19 protein-coding genes are annotated in these 23202 nt (G+C 40.9%); 10 read left to right on the forward strand and 9 right to left on the reverse strand.

Annotated features, from left to right (window positions below):
- Positions 1 to 81 precede the first annotated feature (81 nt).
- Entirely contained in the window at positions 82 to 399 is a 318-nt protein-coding gene (locus I1A42_RS04845) for a helix-turn-helix domain-containing protein (RefSeq protein WP_196122803.1), read from the reverse strand.
- Between the two features lie 104 nt (positions 400 to 503).
- On the opposite strand from I1A42_RS04845, the gene I1A42_RS04850 reads away from it, so the two are divergent.
- The 5 genes from I1A42_RS04850 (at position 504) to I1A42_RS04870 (ending at position 3611) form a co-directional block, all read left to right on the forward strand.
- Positions 504 to 1049 (forward strand): hypothetical protein, encoded by a 546-nt coding sequence (locus I1A42_RS04850; RefSeq protein ID WP_196122804.1) that lies wholly within the window; start codon positions 504 to 506, stop codon positions 1047 to 1049.
- A 1-nt stretch (position 1050) separates the two neighbouring features.
- On the forward strand, positions 1051 to 2427 hold the full coding sequence (locus tag I1A42_RS04855; protein WP_196122805.1) for a DEAD/DEAH box helicase: 1377 nt from the start codon (positions 1051 to 1053) through the stop codon (positions 2425 to 2427).
- 45 nt (positions 2428 to 2472) lie between these two features.
- On the forward strand, positions 2473 to 2778 hold the full coding sequence (locus tag I1A42_RS04860) for a hypothetical protein (RefSeq protein ID WP_196122806.1): 306 nt from the start codon (positions 2473 to 2475) through the stop codon (positions 2776 to 2778).
- 142 nt (positions 2779 to 2920) lie between these two features.
- Positions 2921 to 3289 carry a hypothetical protein gene (locus tag I1A42_RS04865; protein WP_230389335.1) on the forward strand — a complete coding sequence of 123 codons (369 nt, stop codon included), beginning with the start codon at positions 2921 to 2923 and terminating at the stop codon, positions 3287 to 3289.
- A gap of 16 nt (positions 3290 to 3305) precedes the next feature.
- Positions 3306 to 3611 carry a hypothetical protein gene (locus I1A42_RS04870; protein WP_196122807.1) on the forward strand — a complete coding sequence of 102 codons (306 nt, stop codon included), beginning with the start codon at positions 3306 to 3308 and terminating at the stop codon, positions 3609 to 3611.
- A gap of 42 nt (positions 3612 to 3653) precedes the next feature.
- On the opposite strand, the gene I1A42_RS04875 is transcribed toward I1A42_RS04870, so the two are convergent.
- On the reverse strand, positions 3654 to 3950 hold the full coding sequence (locus I1A42_RS04875) for a cyclic-phosphate processing receiver domain-containing protein (protein WP_196122808.1): 297 nt from the start codon (positions 3948 to 3950) through the stop codon (positions 3654 to 3656).
- 357 nt (positions 3951 to 4307) lie between these two features.
- On the opposite strand from I1A42_RS04875, the gene I1A42_RS04880 reads away from it, so the two are divergent.
- From I1A42_RS04880 to I1A42_RS04890, 3 genes are all read left to right on the forward strand, one after another.
- A complete protein-coding gene (locus tag I1A42_RS04880) occupies positions 4308 to 6062 on the forward strand; it encodes a hypothetical protein (protein WP_196122809.1) in 1755 nt (584 codons plus the stop codon).
- 107 nt (positions 6063 to 6169) lie between these two features.
- Entirely contained in the window at positions 6170 to 6898 is a 729-nt protein-coding gene (locus I1A42_RS04885) for a hypothetical protein (RefSeq protein ID WP_196122810.1), read from the forward strand.
- A 371-nt stretch (positions 6899 to 7269) separates the two neighbouring features.
- The gene (locus I1A42_RS04890) at positions 7270 to 13347 is read left to right on the forward strand and encodes an ATP-binding protein (RefSeq protein WP_196122811.1); all 6078 of its coding nucleotides are present in this window, start codon (positions 7270 to 7272) and stop codon (positions 13345 to 13347) included.
- A gap of 594 nt (positions 13348 to 13941) precedes the next feature.
- On the opposite strand, the gene I1A42_RS04895 is transcribed toward I1A42_RS04890, so the two are convergent.
- The 4 genes from I1A42_RS04895 to gap form a co-directional block, all read right to left on the reverse strand.
- Positions 13942 to 14331, reverse strand: coding sequence for a hypothetical protein (locus I1A42_RS04895; protein WP_161154911.1), 390 nt, complete (start codon positions 14329 to 14331; stop codon positions 13942 to 13944).
- A 294-nt stretch (positions 14332 to 14625) separates the two neighbouring features.
- Positions 14626 to 15447 carry a 23S rRNA (guanine(745)-N(1))-methyltransferase gene (gene rlmA, locus I1A42_RS04900; protein ID WP_161154913.1) on the reverse strand — a complete coding sequence of 274 codons (822 nt, stop codon included), beginning with the start codon at positions 15445 to 15447 and terminating at the stop codon, positions 14626 to 14628.
- Between the two features lie 102 nt (positions 15448 to 15549).
- On the reverse strand, positions 15550 to 16434 hold the full coding sequence (locus tag I1A42_RS04905; protein WP_161154915.1) for a D-hexose-6-phosphate mutarotase: 885 nt from the start codon (positions 16432 to 16434) through the stop codon (positions 15550 to 15552).
- A gap of 338 nt (positions 16435 to 16772) precedes the next feature.
- Positions 16773 to 17768, reverse strand: a complete 996-nt coding sequence (gene gap / locus I1A42_RS04910) for a type I glyceraldehyde-3-phosphate dehydrogenase (RefSeq protein WP_196122812.1) — start codon at positions 17766 to 17768, stop codon at positions 16773 to 16775.
- Positions 17769 to 18102: 334 nt separating this feature from the next.
- Between gap and msrB the strand changes: the two genes are divergently transcribed.
- Entirely contained in the window at positions 18103 to 18510 is a 408-nt protein-coding gene (msrB, locus tag I1A42_RS04915; RefSeq protein WP_196122813.1) for a peptide-methionine (R)-S-oxide reductase MsrB, read from the forward strand.
- Between the two features lie 92 nt (positions 18511 to 18602).
- Here msrB and I1A42_RS04920 read toward each other — a convergent pair whose 3' ends face one another.
- Positions 18603 to 19448: a DUF2989 domain-containing protein gene (locus I1A42_RS04920; RefSeq protein ID WP_161154921.1), complete on the reverse strand. Its 846-nt coding sequence runs from the start codon at positions 19446 to 19448 to the stop codon at positions 18603 to 18605.
- A gap of 123 nt (positions 19449 to 19571) precedes the next feature.
- Here I1A42_RS04920 and I1A42_RS04925 point away from each other — a divergent pair, with 123 nt between their 5' ends.
- Positions 19572 to 19853, forward strand: a complete 282-nt coding sequence (locus I1A42_RS04925) for a YeaC family protein (RefSeq protein WP_161154923.1) — start codon at positions 19572 to 19574, stop codon at positions 19851 to 19853.
- Between the two features lie 91 nt (positions 19854 to 19944).
- On the opposite strand, the gene ansA is transcribed toward I1A42_RS04925, so the two are convergent.
- Positions 19945 to 20958, reverse strand: coding sequence for an asparaginase (gene ansA, locus I1A42_RS04930; RefSeq protein ID WP_196122814.1), 1014 nt, complete (start codon positions 20956 to 20958; stop codon positions 19945 to 19947).
- A gap of 159 nt (positions 20959 to 21117) precedes the next feature.
- Positions 21118 to 22971, reverse strand: a complete 1854-nt coding sequence (sppA, locus tag I1A42_RS04935; protein ID WP_196122815.1) for a signal peptide peptidase SppA — start codon at positions 22969 to 22971, stop codon at positions 21118 to 21120.
- Between the last annotated feature and the right edge of the window lie 231 nt (positions 22972 to 23202).

Genomic DNA, 23202 nt, shown 5'->3' on the forward strand with positions numbered 1-23202 from the left:
CCAAGGTGTCATCCAGGCGACTTTCAAAGTGGATCTTCAATCCAAGTAATTAGATAATCTAGTACAGATCAACATTAAATCTTATATATCCTCTTTTTGCAGGTTATGAATAAACTCAATCACTTGATTCTTTTGTTCTATCGTCAGCTTCGAAATCGCAGTAGCTAACTCAGCAGATTCATTGTCCTCACAAAAAAAGTAATTCAACGGAACGCCAAGAGCATCAGCCATTTTTTTTAATGTGCTGATATCTGGTGTATGCCGCCCTTTTTCGTAATGGTTCATTCGGCCGCTTGCCGAGCTCTCATCCATACCGATCATTATTCCCAAGTTTTTCTGGGTAATTTTGGCATGTTTACGAGCTTGTTTAAGCCGTGTAGGTATCGGGTTGTCTTCCACAGACGATTCATTTCTCTTAAATCCTTCGATAACTTAGATTGTCTAAGTTTTACTTATTTTTGTATACTTAGCAATCCTAAGTTTTTGGTGTTTTGGAGTTGTATGTGAAACATTCTCAAAAAATAAATGAATATATTTATAAGTTGTTGATAGAAAAAAAGATGGATGGGTTTTCCGTTGTTGAGGCCCGAGATATCGCTCGCTTGTTCCCTGAAAGTCCCAAAGATATCAATGAACTTCGAAAGATTGTTTATCGACAATTATTAAAGTGCATAGAAAGTGGATGGTTGCGCTGTGAAGGTTCTGGTAGAGAAAAACGTTACTTTAAAACGGACGAATTTAATGCTCTCTCTTTTGAGCCTCGGAAACCTAAATCACGTGTAAGAAAGAGCCACCCAAAAGTATCAGTTACAAATCATGATAGTAACGACTACTCAGAATTAACGGTTGAGCGCAACAGATTAAAGGGAGAACTGGAAGTTACTTTGGGTGAGATAGATAAGTACAAAACGTTAAAAGAACAATATCCTGAGCAATTTCAGCTTCTTGAACGTCTGAACGTTGCCGCTAATGAAAAGGCAGCTTTGTTTATGGGCAACATTAATGCAATTACGAATATGCTGAATTCATTGTCACATGAGCGAGCGTAGTATGTTAAGAAAATGGCAAGCAGAATGCATTACTCATGCGATGGAAAAATACGAATCTGGTTCTAACCATTTCTTCTGTCAGGCGACACCTGGAGCCGGTAAAAGCATTATGTCAGCGACACTCGCTAAGACATTACTCGATAAAGGTATGATTGACCTCATTCTTTGTTTTTCACCTTCTGTTTCTGTAGCTGATGGCATGAGGGCTACGTTTTCGATAACCATCAATTGCCCATTCAACGGAAGTCTAGGCTCAATAGGTCAGTCACTCACTTATCAGTCAATCCAGTATTTAGGCGATGACTTTTTGCGAACTATTGAAAAATATAGAGTTCTTGTCGTGTTTGATGAGATTCACCATTGTTCTGGCGATGAACCAGACAGAGCTAATATTTGGGGGCAACAAATATTGGCTCGTATTCAAGGTGTAGCTACCTATACGTTAGCTCTGTCGGGAACTCCCTGGCGTTCAGATAAATTTCCGATTGTTTTGGCGGAATATAGTGATCCGGAAGGCAAGCTATTTTGTGATTATCAGTATGGCTTAGCCCAAGCTATAGCTGACAACGTTTGCCGTAAGCCAAAATTAGTTTTGGTTGATAATGAACATTTAACGATTTCAGAAGGTTCGGAGAGAAAATCATTTGCTTCTATTCTTGATCTCCTTAAGCAATCAAAGACGTCGTATCAGGATGTAATTCATAATACTCAAGCAATGGAGTATATCCTCGGCTTAGGATGCCAGAAACTTAATGAAATCCGGAAAGAGTCTTTTAATGCAGGAGGTCTTGTTGTTGCGTCATCAGTGAAGCATGCAAAACAAGTACAAAAAATATTGACTGAAAAATTTGGTCAGTCAGCAACATTAGTAACCTACCATCATGATGATCCTCAATCTGAAATTAAGGCTTATCAAACAGGAACGACCCAATGGATTGTGAGTGTCGGCATGATAAGTGAAGGTACCGATATTCCCCGCTTACAGGTGTGTTGTCATATCAGCGCTGTAAAAACAGAACTTTACTTTAGACAGGTGCTTGGCCGGATATTGCGAGTCAACGATAGTCCAAATCAGCAAGCCTGGCTTTATACATTTGCAGAGCAGAATTTAATTGAATATGCGGAGCGTATAGAGCATGACATTCCTGAAACATGTCTCTTTGCCAAAATCGGTAAAGAAGAGTGCGCTCCAGAGTTACAAGCAACCAATCAATGCAGTGAAGTTGAATCTGTGCCCGCAAAAACTATCAAAGGATATAGCCAGTTAGATTGGGGAATTCAATCCAAACCTTCCTCATCAGGCCGTGGGGCTGACGATATTTTTGATGAAATCTGGTTGGGACGATTTCGTGAACGTGTAGTTTCAGTATTTTTATAATCGGCAATGATATTTCATCAAGCAATAAGCTTCTAAGGAGTTGATATGTTCTACATCGGTGTTAGCCATTATTATGCGACGGGCGAAGGCGTCACGATTTATGTTGCTAGCGGTAGCGAAGAATCAATACGCGCAGCGGTTCCTGAGTATTTTCATCAATCACTAACCATTTTAACCCCCGCAGAGTGGCTAAAAGCTGCAACTGGAGACTGTGTGGATGAATACCACCAATCGGATGCGGAGGTTCTTAAAACCTATTTACCGGTGTTATGGAAGCAAATTGAAGAAAGAGCTTTAGAAAGAGGATGCTATCTGGACTTTTTCATGAAGCACCATTTTAATTATGCCTAATACGTACTAGGTGGTTTCAGTGAAGGTTTTATATTTTGACATGCTTAGTTTGTTCTATTCGAATGAATATTTTCACCGTAATGCAAGTGTACATGCCAAGTATCAAGAATAGTTCAATACTCGAACAAAGACACTTTTAGAAATGGTAGAACCGGATTGTCAGGCTATCGAAAAGCTAAGAAATGCGGCATCAGAAGCGGGGCTACTACTTTACCCGTTGGGGACTTTTTACAATCGAGCATACCTTATTGAACATGGTGTGTTTCCCAGTGATGAATTAGCGCCTGACACAGAGTTACCTTTCAGGATGCAAATGGACGATAACGACCCTGTGCGTCGGATGATAGCTCACGCACATGGATTAAATGCCCAATGGTACGTCTGTGGTGATGTCGGCTCTGAAGAGCTATTGCAACATTATCTGGATCGTTACTTACGTTCAGAGTCTGGAAAGGGCGTTACTAGTGAACTGATTTCTAAAATACGCGCCTTAAAATCAGCGGATTATTAATTAACTTACTGGGGCAATGCCGGTGCTTTTGAAAAAGAGACGAACTGTAGACCAGATAGCGGCTTCAATCAGAAGCAGAAACCACATTGATGATTTCCCTTCTGCTGAAAGATTGAAATTTTATGAACAGTGGGAATCAGGAATGGTTTCAAAAATACTTGATGGCATATTGTTATATCAAGAAAAGCGTACAAAGATTGAACTACATGAACTTGAGCAAGGGATTTCTTATAGATACAAGGGACAATTGATATTGTTTTCGCTAAAAGTAGCAGCAATTTTCGTTATAGCCGCTACTGTTTATGTAATTCAACTTATGTAGATACAGATAAATAGAGCGTGGCGAATCTTTTATCATATTGATTCAAGCTAACATACTTAAGCGTTTGATATTAGCAATCCCGAACTCCATTTTCTGCCTTGCAGATGAGTTCGCACTGTGAACCCGTATTATAGGTGGTTGAAAACCTTGAGTTGCAACCGCCTCTTCAATCCACAAAACCACATCATATCCAGTGCCGTGCTCATCATCACCTAGATCATGATCAAGACTAATTTCCGTTACTGTCCCTTGCTTGAGTAATGCAATGGCTTCTTCAGGCCAGTAAACTCTGTGCCATCCATCCGGAGTTTGTCGTTCATCATCGAGGTAGACTTTCATTCTAACTCCTTATCTTATGGGGCTTTACTTAAATAAAAATATACCTTTTGGCTAATTGTGACAGAAGCGCTTTGGGTTTTATGCTGTAAATGAGTTTTGCCCCAAACCTTCTCAGAACCTGCATACGGAACACCTGCGCAGTACTCCAATAGACCAAGCTAATCTAATCCATACTTTGATCTCTTATAAGGGATTTTTCCGTAATTCGACTCGACAACTATATGCCGATTCACATAACAGTTTTATACTAGTTGAGTTTCATAATAAATGGCTGCAACATAGACGGAATGTAAGGACGGAAAAAGTCCGTCTATAAAGCATTAGAAGCCCTCAATACTCAAACATCGGAGAAATAGAGTGAATCAAGAATGGTTTGAAATGCAAGATATCCGACGTAAAAGCTTCAGCAAGTCAGTCTGGATTCCACTGCGCTCAGTATTAAATAAAGAGAAGAAAGGGAGATATGGCTACGAGGGCTACAAGGAGGACTTTTTCGGTAGTGGCTCAATAGCTGTGCCGAATGATAAAGTTGAAGAAGCAAAGAAACTTGGCTGGATGGATATTGGAATCAGTCATAATCACTCGGGCTGGGTTGATGATGGTAAATATATACCAGCAGAAGTTTATCAAGATTACGGTGGTGAGTTTGAAGGAGTCCACCTTGTCTTAGACCAAATGTCTCAAGATGATGGCCCCAATGTTTGGCATCTGAATCAAGATTTAGTAGTCACACTTGGATTGAAACGAGAAGGTAATTCTTGGGTTTGCCCAAATGATGGCTATGTTGAAGTTGCGCGACTGGATCTTTCTGAAAACAACAAGCCTGTTTTATTGGAAATCAAATCTCAATATTTGAAAGATTATCTCTGCGCTAGAGATATGGCACTCTATATGACGCATTACTTTAATAGAGATACCATTCTTAGCGATGCGTCCCATATTGTCTGGGAAAATGGAAATAATAAATACGAAGATGAGCTAAATCGCTGGGAAGGCCGAGTCGCAGAGATTCATGAAGGTGGAAATCCGTTTGGTGGAAAGATGGCTGTCTTTCATGTGGCTAGAACGGATGTGGATGAAACTGATGATGTACCAGAGATATCTGGTATTCCTACCGACGAAAATACTCATGGAGAGTCTTGGGAAAGAGAGTTCGAAGGTCGAAAACTCTATAGGGTATCTGGCGAACTATGGCGAAACGAAGTGATCCTGCCAGGGGCAATCAGCCCCAAGGTTCGTGGAGATGAGACACAGCCGACTACATTTTTTGTGGTCGATGCAGAAGGCAACAAGTCATGTGGGCGAGATCTCATTGATTCTGGCAAGTGGGTGTGGTTTAAACCCGAGGTTATAATGGCTTTATGCCATAGACGAGGTGGTCATCTCTCCTTTTATACCGCGCAAACTGGTAGTGTTTCTTGTAGTCATGGTTACGGTGTCCATTTTGGAGTTAACGAACTCGGCTTAATTAACGTATATGCAAAAGATATAGGGCTTCTGCCAGAGTGGCAGCAACAGATTTGGGCTGGCTACAACATTACTCCAGAAGGAGGAGTTTCCAATGAGTTACTTGCATCTCAAGTGAAAGCCCAACCCGCTGATACGAAAGCTCCAGAACAATTTTTAGGTCAAGGTATTGAGCTTGTAAACAAGTTGGCAATGGAGAAGCTTAATATCCAGATATTTCGCGAGCATGATGCAATCCCTCAACTCATTGAGAAAACCCATCGTTTTAGAGCTGTAGATGAACAGTCTTTTTTTGCATTAGCAAAAGATCTTGCGAGACTAATTGCAGATAGCCTTGATGCCCAAGCAATGCAAACTATTGTTACCCCACCGAAAAAGGAAAAATGGGGGTCATTGAAGTCTTTGGAGAATTTATTGGCTTCAAAATATGACAGGGAATTGGTTCGAAAGATTACCTCATCATTGGTTGGTGTATACGAATTACGTCATGCTGATGCACATTTGCCTAGCAGCAAAATTGAAGAGGCATTTAAGCTTATCGAAATTGATAGGGCTGCACCTTTTGTTTATCAGGGATTTCAAATGTTACACCATGTTGTGTCTAGCTTGTTTGGCATTGCCGAAGGTCTTGAAAAATGGAAGTAGCGAAAAGCTGCTAACAAGTTGCTGTACGTGGAAAAATTACTCGCTACGCTCCTAGTTTTATGGTGAGCAAGGCGTTTTGCGCTATGGATAGTTCATATGAGGTAGTTATGACAATTAATGCAAACAAGATCCCATACGTTAATGTTCTACAGTTTACTGACGAAATTATGTTATCGCTTGTCAGCCAAACTGAAGCAACAATTTCAGCTGAAATTGGAAAATTCAAAGCTAATGGTCCAGAGAGCTTTGAAATCGAGATAAGCGCAGAAGACGAGATATATGACCATATTGAACATTACCATGGTTTATCTGATAAAGATGTTTGCTTAGAGGAAACCTTCCTTGAGTTCTTTCCCAGCCTCAATAGAAGATCAGTATTTCAAACAATTTACGGTATATATGAAGTGGATTTGCTTGGCTTATGCCGTAGCTATCATAAGGAATTAGCTGGTAAGAAACCTGATAACTTTGATGGCAATGGGATAGTTAAAGCTCATAACTTTTTATCTCGTCATTATCCTGAGATATCGTCATCTCAAGAATGGTTGGCTATTGACCAACTTCGAGTGCTGAGAAATAAATGTGTCCATAGTAATGGTTGTATTTTTAACAAAGGCAATCGCATTGAGATCATCAATGACCTTATTCAATCACTTCCTAATCTATTCCATCATGACGGCTTACAAGATCCTGATGGGGCTAAGTATCCAAATGGTTCAATAAGACGTTTAGGGCGTAATATAGTGCTAGAAAAAGGTAGTTTAGATTACATAATCCATTCTTTTCAAGCGTATGTGAAATTAGTAGACTCTTTACATACTAAAGCACGCGCATAACAAACATTTAAGGTTTCAAGATACTTTTCTAATTTGAACGAAGTACTTTAGGGCAACATACCTAAAACGCTTGTATCCAGAATTGTTACATTCGGCACTTTTTAGTGCAGAAGTTCTCCCAAATCATTTAGCCTTCGATGAGAGACATGTTTTCTGTTGGTAATTCTTGATCTAGTTATACAAATAGTGGACTGTGCGCTTAGTTTGTTATGATGTTCGTAGCGGCATAATCTCATGGTCGCAAAGCTAAGGGTAAGCCATCTATATGTTAACAGAGCACAAGCCATACTACTTACTCCAGATATGACTCAAACTGAAGTAGCTTAAAAAAAGCATTGATTGGGCATGAAACAACTATATAAAAGAACAAGATGATTAAAAATAAAGGGAATTTGAAGCCTGCTCATTCAGGGTATCGGTATCAAGACATTGCTACAGCTCATTTTTTAATTCAGAGCATCTTAGGTAAGTGTGGAAGTGTTACCGTAGATAAGAAGCAAGTTGAAGATGATCGATTAGATGACTTGGAAGTTACCATATCAGATAAGGTATTTCGAAAACAAATAAAGTCTAGTCCCGATGCATCAAGAACTATAAAGCGACTCGATTTTACTGGCAGTCAGTCAACGCTTCGTATAGACAGATTAGTGTTAACTCACGTTCGAAGCCCTTACGCTGTGGAAGAGTATAGGTTAAGTGCAACTTGGCAATCACCAAATGCATCAGACGAACTAAGTAACTTTATTAAAGCTGTTGATGCGGAGCCTACATTTGAAGGTACAAGTGTAAGTTTTTTTAAGTTAAGGCCAGAGAAAATATGGCCAGTAAATGATGCGCCTATATGGGAAGTTCTAGATAAATCGACAGATGCTGCAGCAGAGTTTGAAAGAGGTGACTTCGTTGATTTTTGCGACAAATTTATCATTGAACTTAACCTACCTCTTGCTTCAACGGATCTTCTAGCTCCCGGCCCCTTAGAAAATTCAGTTATTAAATTACTTAAGGAATCAGTAGGCATAGGTCAGTATCCTAATCTAGGTAGACAAAGCGAAGATGTTGCTGCTTTAGCTGTTTCGTTAGCTAACTTGGCTCGAACGCAAGAGGCTACTTTATATCCCGAAGATATAGCCAAAAGTTTAGAGATTAGGACGGACTTTGGTCGTGTTTCACAAGCTTTCCCTTTAGATAAAAATCACTTTTATAACCGACCTGCATTTAGGCAAAAGCTAAAAGATGAGATCTCTAATGATGGATTTCACATCTTAACTGCGCCACCTGGTGCTGGAAAATCCTGGGATTTAACCTGTCTAGCCGAAGAACTTGCAAATGACTTTATAGTAGCTCGCCACTATTGCTACCTAGAGCCTGGTGATGAATTAATAGAGCGAAGGGTCACAACCGATGTGTTTTTCGCAAATATCATTGCTGAGCTACACGAAGTTGCGCCGGAGATAAGCCATGGTTTAAATCGGCTTGCTGCAGACATGGATACACTTGAATCTGCACTAGAGAAAGCAACTTCATTAGGAAGAGAGGTGGTTGTCATAGTTGATGGCTTAGATCATATATCTAGAGTCAGATCGTCATCAAATACGCTTAGTGATGATGAGACTGATATAATAGAACGTCTATCTTCTATGTCACTGCCCCAGGGGGTAAAGATAATTGTGGGCTCACAGCCCGGTGAACACTTAAAACCAATAGTATCTAGGCGTGAAAACGATGTTTTTATATATAACCTACCCAGTTGGAGTAGCGCAGAAGCTAAGGCTTTAGCAAAAATACATGGTGTTAAGCAGGCCATAAAGTCTATTGGAATTGAAGCTGACGAAAAAGTAGATGAAATTCTTTCAACTATTTCTGATAAAAGTGATGGGAATCCTCTTTACGTAAGGTACCTGTGTAAAGGGCTAATATCTGAGATTAAGAATGGAATATCAGATACACCACTAGATTGGCTTCAACTTTCACCATCTATTGATGGGGATATTGCGGTTTATTATCAATATTTATACAAGAAGATATCTACACAGACTCAAATTATAGCTGACCTATTCAGTGTCATTGACTTTTCAGTTAGTGAAGCAGAACTGACTGAAATAGTCCCGTTAATGTCTTTCTATGTTCCACAAGCCCTAAGTGCTTTGTCTCCAGTACTGACAGACATCTCTGGTCAGGGAGGTGTACGAATTTTTCATGAAAGCTTTAGGCGCTTCATGCTAGATGAGCTAGAGAGGAAGGGGCATAACTTAAATAGCGTTCTGACTCCAGTCATTACCTGGTTAGAGCAACAAGGTTTTTATAGGAGTTCTAAAAGCTATCGTTTTTTGTTACCTGCATTGAGAAGAGCCCAAAAACACGAGGAGCTATATAAGTTAGTAAGCCATTCATTTGTAGCTGAAAGTGTAAGCAATGGGCACCCAATAAGTGCTATTCAGTCAAACATAGCTATAGCGGCAGATATAGCTGGTAGGGAGTGTAATTGGCCGATCATTGTTCGTTGTGCCGAGCTTAGACGAGCATTGGCAACATGTTTTGATGAAGGACATTCATGGGGAGATTTTTGGGCATCATATGGAGAGCTGTTTGGTAGCGAGAGTCTAGCTGAGCGTTTACTGTTTGATGGAAAGCCAACCTTAGCCCGTGAGGATGGCTTAATGGCATGTTTACTTGTTGATGATTCGGGTGGAGTTGCCCCTTGGAACGAGTATCTATACCTTGAAAATAGTCCGGGAGAGTCAACTTATGGTGAAGAATTTGACACCAATAAACAACTAACAGAAGAAGAAGTAATAAATCTTGCGATAATACAAGGTCGTATTACTTTGGGCGGGGCATGGCCTATGTTACGCAGATTCTATGAGTATTTGTTAGACACTATTGATGCACCCAGACTCTGCTTCATTAGAAATGTATCCAAGCGTTTTGCTAAAAATGGATACGAAAACACGATGCTTAAATTAGCTCGTCGATTCGACACAGAATGTCACGTTATAAGCATAGCGCTCAGGCTTGGAGTCGCTGACGAGCACAAGCTAAACGGAAACGCTAACTTGGCGATGGAGGTTGCTGTTGAAGCAAATACTATTATTACTTCCTCACCTATATTAGCGGTGATGTGTATGGAGTTTGGGGCTAAACCTGTAATTGATTCAGGTAATATCCCTACGCTTGAAACTTTTGATATAGGACTAGACTCTCACTGGCCTGAGGCTCATAACATTGACAGTTGGCAAGCAACGTTACGTATACTCACATTTAATAGCTCAGGAATAGGCATAATTGCAAATGAATCTAATAGGTTGAACGGCATTGGCTGGTATAAGTGCTGGTTACGATATGTGATTGAACTGACAATAGCTGAGTCAGCTAAACGTTCAAACACTCCCTATGATATTTGTTCAATATTCTCATTGCTAAACGAAGATGTCCGTCCGTTTGCAGGTAATCCGCGAGCTTGTGACTTATACAAAATCCATGGCCTAATAAAGGAAAGTTTAGCTCGAGGTTTAACCCTGATTGAAACTGAGGATGAGTGGAGAAACGTATTAGAAATAATCCAAAATGTTAGTACAAGCACTGCTACACGGTTCGATCAAGAAGATGGCGGTCCAATATCTGTAGGTACGGTCATTGACCTATTACTCCCTTATGCAGACTCTGAAAGTGCGAGTGAAATAATATGCTCAACAATAGCAGAACAAATTAATTACCTTAATTGCAGAGGGTCCTATTATTCAATTCACGCTAGCTATTCTATGCAGCGAGCTCTAATGGAATTTAAAACTGGCCATAGAGAAAAAGCCTTTGAGTCTTGGTCCGAAGTAGGAATTTACTTAACAGGCTACGGATGGCGAAAAGATATTACGTTGTTTGACGTAATAGAAACAATTCCGGTACTTATCAATGTATCTACTAGCTTGGCTTTAGATGCTTTAGAGTACATTCAGCCTTACGTGGGAGCAGTGCTTCGGCATACTGATGGGCGCTCTACTAAACACGCCCCAAACGCATGGTTTGATGCCTTACTAGAAGTGAATCCAGTAAACGCACTTGTTATTCTTGCACGAACTATAGCTGAAGAGGATGGAATAGAAAGTTGGCCAACGATTAATGCTTTGAAGTCTGTCGCTACCCACCTTCAAGGTAAGGTTCATCCAGTTCTTATCAACGCTCTTTGGGAAACAATCCCATTCAAAGTCGAATATGAGAATGAGGGTGAGGAAGTTGCTAAAGAACGGTTGGAGCCAATTGAGTCTCTGAACTCAGTTATGCCTCAACTAGTGAGTGAACGGCTCGTCAAATTGTCAGCTGAAGCTTCGAATGATGCTACAAGCTATAAGGAAAGTGCGGTTAAGGTCATCGAAAGTACTGCGGCTAAGTATAACCTTTTAATTGATTTCAACATAAAGTCTTCAGCTGGACGCTACCAACAAGGAAGCAATTCAAACCCCAAAAAGTTGGTAAGTGGTTGTGAACTGATATTCGACTATCCCCTTTTCCCTCAAAATCCAACCAGCATTGATCTTATTAAGGGACTTAGGAAAGTCGCTGAAACGGTTACATATAAAGAGAAATTAGCATTGCAGAAGCTTTCAATCTATTTGTCTTACAAGCTAGATGAAATGTTTCATAGTGGAGATCATGCCGGAGCTAAAAGGATACTGTATTTTTACGCCAGAGAGGTCTCAATACTTTCAACAGATGCGCACCCGATCGTTTATCTTGCGGAGTGCTTGGAAAATGTTGAATTATACTCCCTTGCTACAATAGCTTACGCCTTAGCCTATACCCAGTCGAGAGGAGGCGGAGGTTGGTATAGTTTTGGAGGGGAATCACATAAAGAAATTCTCAATAAAGGTCTTGCATTAGATAAAGCTCTAGCTGAAAAAACGGTCTCTGAGGAGGTGTCTTACCGGTTAAGAAATACAGATTACGGAGCAGGTATTTCTAAAAATTTAATCTTCAGGATCTCTGAGTGGGGAGATCACCAAGTAGCGGCTGATGCCTGGAAAGAGGCATTTGAAGTAATCTCAAAGCGTCTGCCCTTGACCTCTGAAAACACGTGGTTTGCCAAATTTGATAAATCGGATCTGGTTAATTGGGAGTTAGATGAGGGCGTTGTTTTATTATTACTCGCTAGGCTATCAGAACCTAGAGTTTCGAGAAAACTCTCTGCCCTCGATGGTTTGATTAAAGCCATCACCTACACACCGGAATCAATAGCACGGCCATTGAGTTGGTGGTTAAGTCGAGATACAAAAACAACTGATCTTTTGTTAGTTCTTTATCTTTTAGTACGTAGTGAGAAAGCTCCTTATGATGTAACCAATCAATCTAAAGATGTATTGATTGGTTATGCTAATTCTCAAATTTTTGGGGCTTCAGTTCTAGCTTCTACATTGCTGAAAAGGGCTAATATAGACTTCACGTATAATACAAACATTCATCCAACCGATGTCAGCAACCTCCCTCCATGTAAAGCTGAAGATGCAAAAGACATCTTTAATTATGATCTCAGTAGTTCTCTGGAGTGGTTATGTTCTTGTGACAAATCATTAGCTGAAAGAATGTGGAGACAGTTTAGCTGTTTAGAAAATGAAGAAATTAATACCGAAAGAACTCGTGAACGACTAAAATTATCGTTAGGGAGAGAGGGAAAAGGCTACCCTCCCGTAGAAATAGTCTTTTGGCAATATGAATTGTTTTTTTCAGTCTTAAATGACCAAATGTTGAGTTTAAGATGTGAACTAGAGTCAAGTGATGAATTATTGTTTGCTGAAGGAATATTACCTGATGTCCGCATGCACCTAGCCATTTACAATAGTAGAGTACCACGACCCAACTGGCCGACACCCAATAAGTTGAAACCTGATTCTCTGGAGCTCAAAGTTGTAACTGGCGACTCAAGATATGAAGGGTGGCTACAACTAGGCTGCATTGAAGAACAATATGTGAATGAAAAACATAGTTTTTCAAGGCCTCAACAGCTGTTGACGTTATTTTCTGGTGCTGCTGTTGCACCAGAAGGCTCATATCTTCGCGAAGGACACTTTCCATTTTTACCGCTTGATAATTCTCTATGGTGGTGCGAGGGAGATATAGTAATTCATTCAAGGCCAACGAATATCTGGACGCAACTGCTGGGCATTCATAAGTATAAGGATTGGCTGGGTAGTCAACTTTTACTGGTACCACCACCGGAACTATTAATGATTCTGGATATCGTAGCTCCCGATTTTGGTGAAAAGCTTGAGTGGAAGGACCAACTTGGAGAACCGATATTAGCCTGTCGTCATTGGTGGATTAGAGGTAAACAATTTGATGTTGAATCAGTTCAAATTAAAGGTTCAGATATTATTGTAAGGCCTGATGTCATTGAGAAACTGGAGCACATGTTTGAAAGTCAAATACGACTGGTTAGTACCGTAAAAAAAAGTGAAGTCTGAAATTGAACAAGAATAGAAGTGAGCTTTGTTTTCTGACCAACTTATTTGTCGCATCGTTTCAAAAAGACATAAGTGATTCAGATACATTAGAACAAGCCGGCCTACCATACTTTTCCTAATCCCAAACTTGCATATTAGGGAAAGTGCGCTAATTCACTTTTGTCCAAAAGTTACTTACGAATGCGGTACCGCTGATTGTGATCACCAAGCGATTTTGTCATTACAATAACTACCGCTATGATAGTATGATGCAAAAAAATAGCTATGAGGACGAGTGCTTCCTTGTACAGCAGAACGCTAGCTAGCCACAGAGTGTCGAGAATTGCTTTAATTGACTTGATAGGAAAGTTGAGAATTTTTGAGTGATTTTCTCAGGTTCTTATTAGATAAAGGGCTTTTGGTTGAGAACATTGTGAATCTATTGGTATTAGTGGCTTCTCTCATGATTCATAAAAACAAAAATTAATTCTTGCAGCTTATTAACCACCCTCATAAATAATGCTTGTTTAGCAACGAAAAAAAGGCACTGAGAAGTGCCTTTTTCGACTGAGCTTAAAAGAAAAAAGAGAGAAGTTAGGTTTCGTTCAGCCGTTATTACACGACAGCAAGCAGAATACCACCAATGGTTGCTGCTGCTTTGAGGTAGGTCCCCGCTGAATATGAGCCGTCTTTCTCCGCTTCTTCGCCTTTTTTATCAGGGTTTTCCAACCCCAATGCTCCGTATGTAAAGGATTCAACCTTGTCACCTAAGCTCTTTTCTTTAGCGGGAGTTAGCGTGCCTGTCTTATCAATCTGATTTAAGGTTTTTAGTAACACTTTTCCTTCTTCAGAGAGGGAAACCTTGTCACTGCCTTCCTTGCGTTCGACAAGTGGGGCGGGGCTAAAGCTGCTATCCGATTTCGAGCTAGAATGTGCCGCTGTGTTTTGAGATTTCACCGGTTGGGTGGAATGCAGATGTGCTGATCCTGATCCTACTGGGTTCATTCTTCTCTCCTAAGTCAATCCTCAAAGTAGTTATCGACCATTACAAGAAAAACTTGCGTAGTTTTAACATTGTTTGAGCACTTTCTTAAACAGCAAGCTTTATGCCTACTTTAGGTAAAAATAAGGTTAATTATTAATCTTGTTAGCTAAAGTTATATTTAGTGTGATAATTATCGGATTTTTTGCCGACTATGAGTGAGTAAAAACAATGACTCACAACAATTTTCAAGCACAGAACAGCGCTTTTTACCTTATTAAATTGTGATTTAAATCACGATAATTGCCACGTGTTGGTTAATGAGGTTTACGATAGATTCGTAACATAAAATCAGCTTCACAAGAGAATACACCGGTTGCTTCAAGCTGTGCGCGGAATTCATCGCTAGCATGCCATTCAAGCGGGGTCATTTGTAATAAATCGCGTGCTTCACTACCGGGTAAGCTCATGTCGTAATGTATTTTTTCGCTGTGCTCTAGAACAAAACCAGTTAATAGTTCAGGGGTTTCATCATGTAAGCGAACAGATTGATAAATTTTTTCTTTTAACTGATATAGATGGCGTGCTGCTGGTGTCACTGTAACTATGATGCCTCCGGGCTTAACACAGCGTAATAACTCTTCCGGTTTACAAGGAGCATAAATACGTATTACTGCATCCAACGACTCAGAAGCAAAGGGCAGGCGGTGACTTGATGCCACGGTAAATTGGCAATTGAGGTAACGTTTTGCCGCGTAGCGAACGGCAACCTTTGAAATATCTAGGCCATGAACTTCCATGTTGTGTTCATTAGCCAGTAAAGTATCGGCAATATGTGAGGTGTAATAGCCTTCGCCGCATCCGATATCTAATAGGGCGCTCGCTGGTTGATATATGAATTGTTCAACCAATTCGGCAACACGCGCGCGCATTGGATGGTAATGACCACCATTAAGAAAACGACGGCGAGCTTGGGTCATCTCTTTATTGTCACCAGGATCTTTAGAGCGTTTGTGGTGAGCTGGCATTAAGTTCACATACCCTTCTTTGGCAATATCAAACTGATGATGATTCTCACAGGTGTAGGCGTGATTCTGTTTCGTGAGTGGTTGCTGGCAGAGGGGACACAAATAGGCCATGGGGATCTCGGTTGTTCAAATAAAGGCCGTAGTTTAATACCAAAGAGGGGAATGATCTATGGATAATCATTCCCCTTTCTCTATTCGGTCGATTAAACGAAGTTACGCTTCAACTAAGCGGATAGTCGTTGCCAATGTATGGCTTTCATTGGGTGCTAGTGTATGTCCAGCAGAGATGCATGGTGCGTAGATGGTCGATTCAACACATAGCATCGTAGCGTAACCATCATCGGTCATATCTGCCATGTGTCCATCTGCCCAAGGGTTCCATAACACTGCGGTATTGTGGCCATGATTTTCAATGGTGATCTGGCGAGAGAGCTCTGGGTCGTGAATGGTGATGATCGGTTCAGGTTGTGTGTATACCCGATCAATAGGGCCTGTTAAGGCTAAAACATCTGGGCCTTCACACTCTTTGCTGTCTTGTAATTTATCAATGTAACGTTCGCCCATACCGGTCGTTTCTACTTGATGAATGTCGCCAACATTCAAGTAGGAATGTAATGCTCCTGAGAACAGCCAAGGTTTCTCATCGGTATTGGTAACCTCAAGAGAGACATTTAACTCGTCACCGATTTCCACGTATAGGCGAGTCGAGAATTGGTAAGGCCATAATTTTTGAGTCTCTTCGCTATCTTCTAAGCCGAGACAGATCACGACACCTTGGTCGTTTTCACGGTGTTCGATGAGTGTCCATTCGCTAATGCGGGCAAAACCATGGGAAGGAGAACCAATTGGCCCAAACCAAGGCCAGCAAATAGGAATGCCACCGCGTATAGAGGCTGTACCATTAAACTTTGCTTTGCTACTCATCCAAATGACGTCGGCATGGCCGGCAGGTCGAAAAGAGAGAATATGAGCACCGTGCAATGAAATACCAGCGCTGGCTTTAGGGTGGGTAACACGTAGAATTTTAATATCGTCTTTTTCGACTACATCAATGTGGTCAGAGAGAGTAGAGACGACAGGAAGGGTAAGTAAATCCATTGTTCAGTTCCTTATTTGCACTTTTGCAGTGTCTGGTTTTATCTGGAGCGACGCATACCAAAATAACATAGCCAGCATAAGCCGTCTCATGTGCTATTTTGTTTCCTCAAATTTATTACTCAGTTTGTGAATCCTACATCGTTACGTTGCTGGGTAACATGAGTGTATCAACTCAATATATGAACGATGGTTAACTTAGCGGTTACTCACGAATAAGTGCATAAATAAGACGAGATAAGGGGTGGTTCATATTTTATGAGAGCTGATCCAGAGGGCTGATCAACAAAAAAGGGCAGCGTAATCGCTGCCCTTTGCAAGTTTTAAGCTAACAGCTTACATTATTTAGAAATGTGAGCGATTAGGTCTAGAACTTTGTTTGAGTAACCGATTTCGTTGTCGTACCAAGATACAACTTTAACGAATTTGTCAGTTAGAGCGATTGCAGCGCTTGCATCGAAGATAGAAGTGCGAGTGTCGCCGTTGAAGTCAGTTGAAACAACTGCGTCTTCAGTGTAACCAAGAACGCCAGCTAGTTCACCTTCAGCAGCAGCTTTCATTGCAGCTTTGATTTCATCGATAGATGCAGCTTTAGAAAGGTTAACAGTTAGGTCAACTACAGAAACGTTAGCAGTTGGTACGCGGAAAGCCATACCAGTTAGTTTGCCGTTTAGTTCAGGTAGTACTTTACCTACAGCTTTAGCAGCACCAGTTGAAGATGGGATGATGTTTTGAGCCGCACCACGACCACCGCGCCAGTCTTTGTGAGAAGGACCGTCAACAGTTTTTTGAGTAGCAGTAGTTGCGTGAACTGTAGTCATAAGACCAGATTCGATACCGAATTTGTCGTTAAGAACTTTAGCTACAGGTGCTAGACAGTTAGTAGTACAAGAAGCGTTAGAAACGATGTCTTGACCAGCGTAAGTTTCGAAGTTTACGCCGTTAACGAACATTGGAGTTGCGTCTTTAGAAGGACCAGTCATTACTACTTTTTTCGCACCAGCTTCGATGTGTTTACGAGCTGTTTCGTCAGTTAGGAATAGACCAGTTGCTTCAGCAACAACGTCAACACCGATTTCATTCCATTTAAGGTCTGCTGGGTTGCGTTCTGAAGTTACGCGAACAGTTTTACCGTTTACAACTAGGTTACCATCTTTTACTTCAACTTCGCCGTTGAAACGACCGTGAGTTGAATCGTATTTCAACATGTAAGCCATGTATTCTACGTCGATAAGATCGTTGATACCTACAACTTCGATGTCATCACGAGTTTGTGCTGCACGAAATACGAAACGACCGATACGGCCAAAACCGTTAATACCTACTTTGATAGTCATTATAGTTGCTCCACAACTTAATTTCTGATTAAAGATAACTGGTAGTAAAATTACAGAATCCAGTTAGGGTCTGCAACAGATAATCCTTCTTAACTTGTTTAAAGTCAAAAAAAAGTGCTCGTTTTTTTAGATTGAGTCATGAGTGATTATTTTTTGCACGCTAGATGGATTCTTTTTACTAATAAGAACAATATTAAATCATGAACAGATAGGTATTTTGTCAATAAAACCCTAACTGTCATATAGATACAAAGTATGTGCTACAAAGCATTTACCTGACAAGCTCGATGAGAGAGAATTACCACATTAATTAGCCGAATAAAGAGAGCTTAACGTGAATAATAAAGGAAAAAGTGATTTAAAATCAGAAGAATACTGGCGAGATAAACTGACCGATGAACAGTTTCGAGTCTGTCGAGAACACGGTACGGAGATGCCTTTCTCTGGCACGTTGTTACATAACAAAGAAACTGGGATTTACCACTGTACTTGCTGTCAGGCTCCTTTATTTATCTCTGACAATAAGTATGACTCTGGTTGCGGTTGGCCTAGTTTTGACGCGCCGATAAATGAAGATGCAATACGGTATATTGAAGATCGCAGTCACGGAATGATACGTACTGAGATCCGTTGTGCACAGTGTGAAAGCCACTTAGGGCACGTTTTTCCTGATGGGCCACAAACAACCGGTGAACGCTACTGTGTGAATTCTGTGTCGTTAATTTTCAACAAAAAAGAGTAATTTGTACAAAATTTAGTAATTAAACGTTGTTCAATTAAAGAGCAAACAAAAAGAACCTCCATAAGGAGGTTCTAGGTTGGGTAAGAAAGTGACTATGGATTTATACTAATTTTTAGTTGTTTCAAAGCATTAGGGATTAAGTCTTTAGAATAGTTACCCTGTTTAAGAGCATCGACCACATTATCTGCAATGTTATTTAATTCATCATATTGTTCATCGCTGTAACCAAATAACAATTTCATATCTTCGCTGTCCGCAACAGGAACACCGTAGTGCTTACTGACCATTGCCCAGATATAAGCGTAATGACGCTGGTTAAGCAGTTGGTAGTTACTTGCCAAGGCTTTAAAAATATCCAGATTAACGTCGTCGTTTTTGGCCAATTCTAGGGCGTGATTCAATAATCGAATGGTTTTTCGATTGTCTCTAGAGGTATAAAAAGTAGCGAGAGCGTATTGCATTTCTGGAGTTTCAAGAGCAGGCTTTCCTTCCATTTGAAGAAATTCTCTTTGCGCTTGTTTATCACCGATCTGACTCCAAAGAAAGTAAAGAGCCGTTGGAGAATGACTATTACGAATCGTTTCAACTAATTGTTCTTCGTCTTCACTGGCATTTTGCACGGCAGCGAAACGCAGTTGCTTTAACTCTGCCTGATCAATAGCTCGAATTTGAGCTGCTAAAGACATGCATTTTTTGTATGCTGCGAGGTAGTGATACTCGCTGATGAGATTAGAGACCGTTTCATTTTTTAACACTTGATAACGGTGCCAAATTAAATCGGTCCGGGCTACTCGGCATTGTCCATCATCCATGTTGAGTCGTTCGCAGCGTAGATTTGGATTGTCCTTGCACAATTGCTCGGTATTGCTTTTATTTTCAAAACAGCCGCTCAAGCTAACAGTTAGAAGCATAAGCAGCATAAATTTTATGCTATTCATAAGGTTCGCTTGTGATCAATAACACTTAACTATTTAGTCTTTCTTGACGGAATATGCCAGAAAGATATCGTGTTGATGTTCAGACTTGAGCCCCCAAGCTTAATACTAAAAGTGGAGAACATCATGGATAGAGAACAATTAGTTAATTCCATTACACCAGAAGCTTACGAACGTCTATTGTACGCAGTAGAAACGGGTAAATGGCCTGAAGGAACGTCGTTATCAAAAGAGCAGCGCGATTCTTGTATGCAAGCTGTGATGCTTTATCAAGCCAAGCATAATAACAATCCCGATCATATGACCGTTGGCACTGATGGTGAAATAACGTTCAAGTCTAAGACTGAACTTAAACAACGTTTCCAATCAAATCAGAGTGATATCTTAAGAATAAACCCTAATAAGTAAGCGGTATATGTTATAGCGCAATAGAACATAAAAAAGCCCCGATATTTTCTATCGAGGCTTAATAAACGTGATCTTCTGAGCAAATTCTAGGTTATAAACTCATCTCACCGCGTAGAACTTGCTGCATTTTTTCTTTGATCTGCTCGTAACTTAGGTTCTGGCTAAGTAGGTAGTGCAATTTTGCTAAAGCCGCTTCAGGGGTCATATCGAAGCCACTGATAACACCAGCATCATGCAGAGCGCACCCTGTTGCATATCCCCCCATATTGACTTTACCTGCCAAACATTGCGTAAGGTTAACAACGATAACGCCGCGCTCTGAAGCATCATGCAAATGGGCTAACAACTCTGGATTTTGTGGCGCATTACCTACACCAAATGTTAACAAAATCATTGCATTAACGGGTTGAAGTAGTGTGTTGCGAATAACTTCATGAGAAATGCCAGGGTACATGGTAATCACACCAATAGGTTGAGGTGTAATGTCGTGTACGCGAAATTCTCCCTGAGGCTTTTCATCAACTTTGACGAAATTACTCACTTGAATGTTAATACCTGCTTCCAGCAGCGGAGGTAGGTTGGGTGACGTAAAAGCATTAAATCCATCAGCATGAGATTTAGTGCTGCGGTTACCGCGCATTAATTGATTATTGAAAAATAACGTTACTTCATTAATCGGGTAGTTAGCAGCAATGTGCAGAGCGTTAAGCAAGTTAGCTTGACCATCTGAACGTAATTCTGCCAAAGGGATTTGTGATCCTGTGACGATAACGGGCTTACCAAGGTTTTCCAGCATAAATGATAGGGCTGAAGCGGTATAAGCCATGGTATCAGTACCATGTAAAATGACGAAACCATCGTACTTATCGTAGTTATCACGAATGTCATTGGCGATATATTGCCAATCTGACGGTGTCATATCAGACGAATCCATCAGTGGATCGTATTCATGAATGGTGAACTCAGGCATTTCCTCGCGGTGGAATTCTGGCATGCTTGCCAGTTGTTTTTCCATAAATCCTGCAACGGGTATGTAACCATGATCAGACTTGGTCATACCGATTGTGCCACCAGTATAGGCGATATAGATATGTTTTCTGGCCATTGCTAGAAATCACTCATTAAGGGAACAGACTCGCGATTATAGCGAAAATGACAAGAATAAAAACAGGCGCATTCGTTTGCGCCTGTATTTTAGTGATCTCCGATTTAGTGGTTTTCAACGCTAAGAATCCACGTTGATATGAGTAGTCAGAGACATTACCTACTCAACTTGGCAATTTAAGCAAAATGCATAAACACCTTTAGGATCATTAAAGCTATTCAGTAAACTAGCACTTTCTGTCAATTGCTTTGCAGCCGGTTGTAACGCTGCTGGGACCATACTGCTGAGGTTTAATCCCAAACTGGTATGAGCTTCACTCAGTACATCTTGAAGTAGCTGTTGTGCGGGCGTCAATGGCTCTGCAATCCAATCTAAATCATAAGATTGGAGATTCGCTAATTTGGCAGCCACAGTCACAGCATCATCAAAGTCACCAAGTTGATCCACTAGACCAATCTTAAGGGCGTCTTGACCAGTCCAAACACGACCTTGCGCAATGTCATCGACCTGATCGAGAGTCATGTGGCGATTTTTACCGACTAATGAGATGAAACGTTGGTATCCGTGCTCGATTCCCATTTGAAGTGCTTGTTTAGCACCATCACTTAACCCGGTGGTTACCCCTAAACCAGAAAATGGTGTTGTACCAACGCCGTCGGTAGAAACGCCCAGTTTAGAAAGCCCTTTTTCAAAGGTTGTGATCACGCTAAAAATACCAATAGAACCTGTCAGAGTTGTCGGCTGAGCGATGATTTTATCGGCGCTCATAGAAATCCAATAACCCCCTGAAGCGGCCAAGCTGGACATCGACACAACGACAGGTTTGCCTGCGGCTTTAAGCGCATCAATTTCTTCACGAATGACTTCAGACGCGAACGCACTACCACCTGGGCTATCTACTCGTAGAACCACGGCTTTTACTTGGTCATCATTGCGCGCATCACGTAACTGAGCGGCTAACGTATCCCCACCCACGCGGCCACGAGGTTGTGTTCCATCCATGATGGCACCGCTAGCAACAATGACGGCAATATCGTTTTTCGAATGGTGTGGTTTGCTTGGTACCTGACTTTGATAATCGTAGTAACTGATGGCGTTATAACTGTCGATACCATCACTACCGAATTTACGTGTGAGTTCCGCACGGATTTTAGGGCGAGTAGCTAGCTCATCAACCAGTCCTGCATTTAACGAAAGCTGAGCAAGGTTGCCATTGGCTTTTTTAAACATTGCGAGGAACTGTTGCATATCTGGAGTGAGTGTCTTAACTTCGATATGACGATTGGTTGCGACATCATCAATGTATGCCCCCCACAATTGTCCTAACCAGCGAGAAGAAGCTTCTTTTGCAGCTTTTGACATGTCATCGCGCATAAAAGGTTCTACGGCTGATTTATAGGTTCCGACGCGGAAAATATGTGTGTTCACGTCAAGTTTATCTAGCAGCTTTTTAAAGTACATTGAATAAGCACTGTAGCCTTTCAGCATTACGCCGCCATCTGGAGACAGAAATATCTTATCTGCGTAGCTTGCTAGGTAATATTGGCTTTGATTGTAGTAATCACCTACGGCGAATACTGGCTTGCCAGAGGCTTTAAATTCGTTAATTGCTTTGGCGATATAACGCAATTTTGTCAGGTTCGTCTCAGGTAAGTTCTTAAGTGAAAGAACCAAACCCGTGACGTTGGGATCGGTTTTAGCGTAGCGAATAGTATCGACCAGTTTGAATAAAACATTCTCTTTAGGTAAATCTTCACCTAATACAGACCCTGTAATGGAATCTACCGGATTCGAGTAAGTGCTCTGTTCCACAATAGGTCCCGATAGGTTCAGCACTAAGGCTGAAGGCGTTGTTGCTTCTTTGGGAGTGGAATCGATACTTTGCGTGTAAGCGAAATAGAGCACTGCAATAAAAGCCAAAAAGATAACGTTGAGCAGAGCAATTCGAATAAAGGTGATGGTTTTCCATATGCCTTTAAAGATTAGCCCGATGATATGAACGATTTTTTTCATTGTTTCTCCATCACTAAGTCTTTATCGCGTGACGAGCAATTAATTGGATTTGAATAAGTTAGGGTTATCATCCTACTGGATCCGTTATAGCCAAACAACTAAGGATCACCGAAGTTGACTTACCTGTCTCCAGTAATTGAGTGCCTTGGCTATAAAGAATAGAGGGTTTATACCCAAGTAACCTCAAGATGCTGTTTCAGCGAGAATGTATTCGCTCTTAGGCAAGGCACT

It is taken from the genome of Vibrio nitrifigilis (assembly GCF_015686695.1).
Classification (GTDB): domain Bacteria; phylum Pseudomonadota; class Gammaproteobacteria; order Enterobacterales; family Vibrionaceae; genus Vibrio; species Vibrio nitrifigilis.

Excerpts from the sequence above, each read along its gene's own strand:
- I1A42_RS04925 (WP_161154923.1), top strand. The coding sequence starts at position 19,572 with ATGGATAGAGAACAATTAGTTAATTCCATTACACCAGAAGCTTACGAA.
- I1A42_RS04865 (WP_230389335.1), top strand. The coding sequence starts at position 2,921 with ATGGTAGAACCGGATTGTCAGGCTATCGAAAAGCTAAGAAATGCGGCA.
- I1A42_RS04885 (WP_196122810.1), top strand. The coding sequence starts at position 6,170 with ATGACAATTAATGCAAACAAGATCCCATACGTTAATGTTCTACAGTTT.
- I1A42_RS04920 (WP_161154921.1), bottom strand. The coding sequence starts at position 19,448 with ATGAATAGCATAAAATTTATGCTGCTTATGCTTCTAACTGTTAGCTTG.
- ansA (WP_196122814.1), bottom strand. The coding sequence starts at position 20,958 with ATGGCCAGAAAACATATCTATATCGCCTATACTGGTGGCACAATCGGT.
- I1A42_RS04860 (WP_196122806.1), top strand. The coding sequence starts at position 2,473 with ATGTTCTACATCGGTGTTAGCCATTATTATGCGACGGGCGAAGGCGTC.
- I1A42_RS04890 (WP_196122811.1), top strand. The coding sequence starts at position 7,270 with ATGATTAAAAATAAAGGGAATTTGAAGCCTGCTCATTCAGGGTATCGG.
- sppA (WP_196122815.1), bottom strand. The coding sequence starts at position 22,971 with ATGAAAAAAATCGTTCATATCATCGGGCTAATCTTTAAAGGCATATGG.
- I1A42_RS04905 (WP_161154915.1), bottom strand. The coding sequence starts at position 16,434 with ATGGATTTACTTACCCTTCCTGTCGTCTCTACTCTCTCTGACCACATT.
- I1A42_RS04870 (WP_196122807.1), top strand. The coding sequence starts at position 3,306 with ATGCCGGTGCTTTTGAAAAAGAGACGAACTGTAGACCAGATAGCGGCT.
- I1A42_RS04895 (WP_161154911.1), bottom strand. The coding sequence starts at position 14,331 with ATGAACCCAGTAGGATCAGGATCAGCACATCTGCATTCCACCCAACCG.
- I1A42_RS04855 (WP_196122805.1), top strand. The coding sequence starts at position 1,051 with ATGTTAAGAAAATGGCAAGCAGAATGCATTACTCATGCGATGGAAAAA.
- rlmA (WP_161154913.1), bottom strand. The coding sequence starts at position 15,447 with ATGGCCTATTTGTGTCCCCTCTGCCAGCAACCACTCACGAAACAGAAT.
- gap (WP_196122812.1), bottom strand. The coding sequence starts at position 17,768 with ATGACTATCAAAGTAGGTATTAACGGTTTTGGCCGTATCGGTCGTTTC.
- I1A42_RS04875 (WP_196122808.1), bottom strand. The coding sequence starts at position 3,950 with ATGAAAGTCTACCTCGATGATGAACGACAAACTCCGGATGGATGGCAC.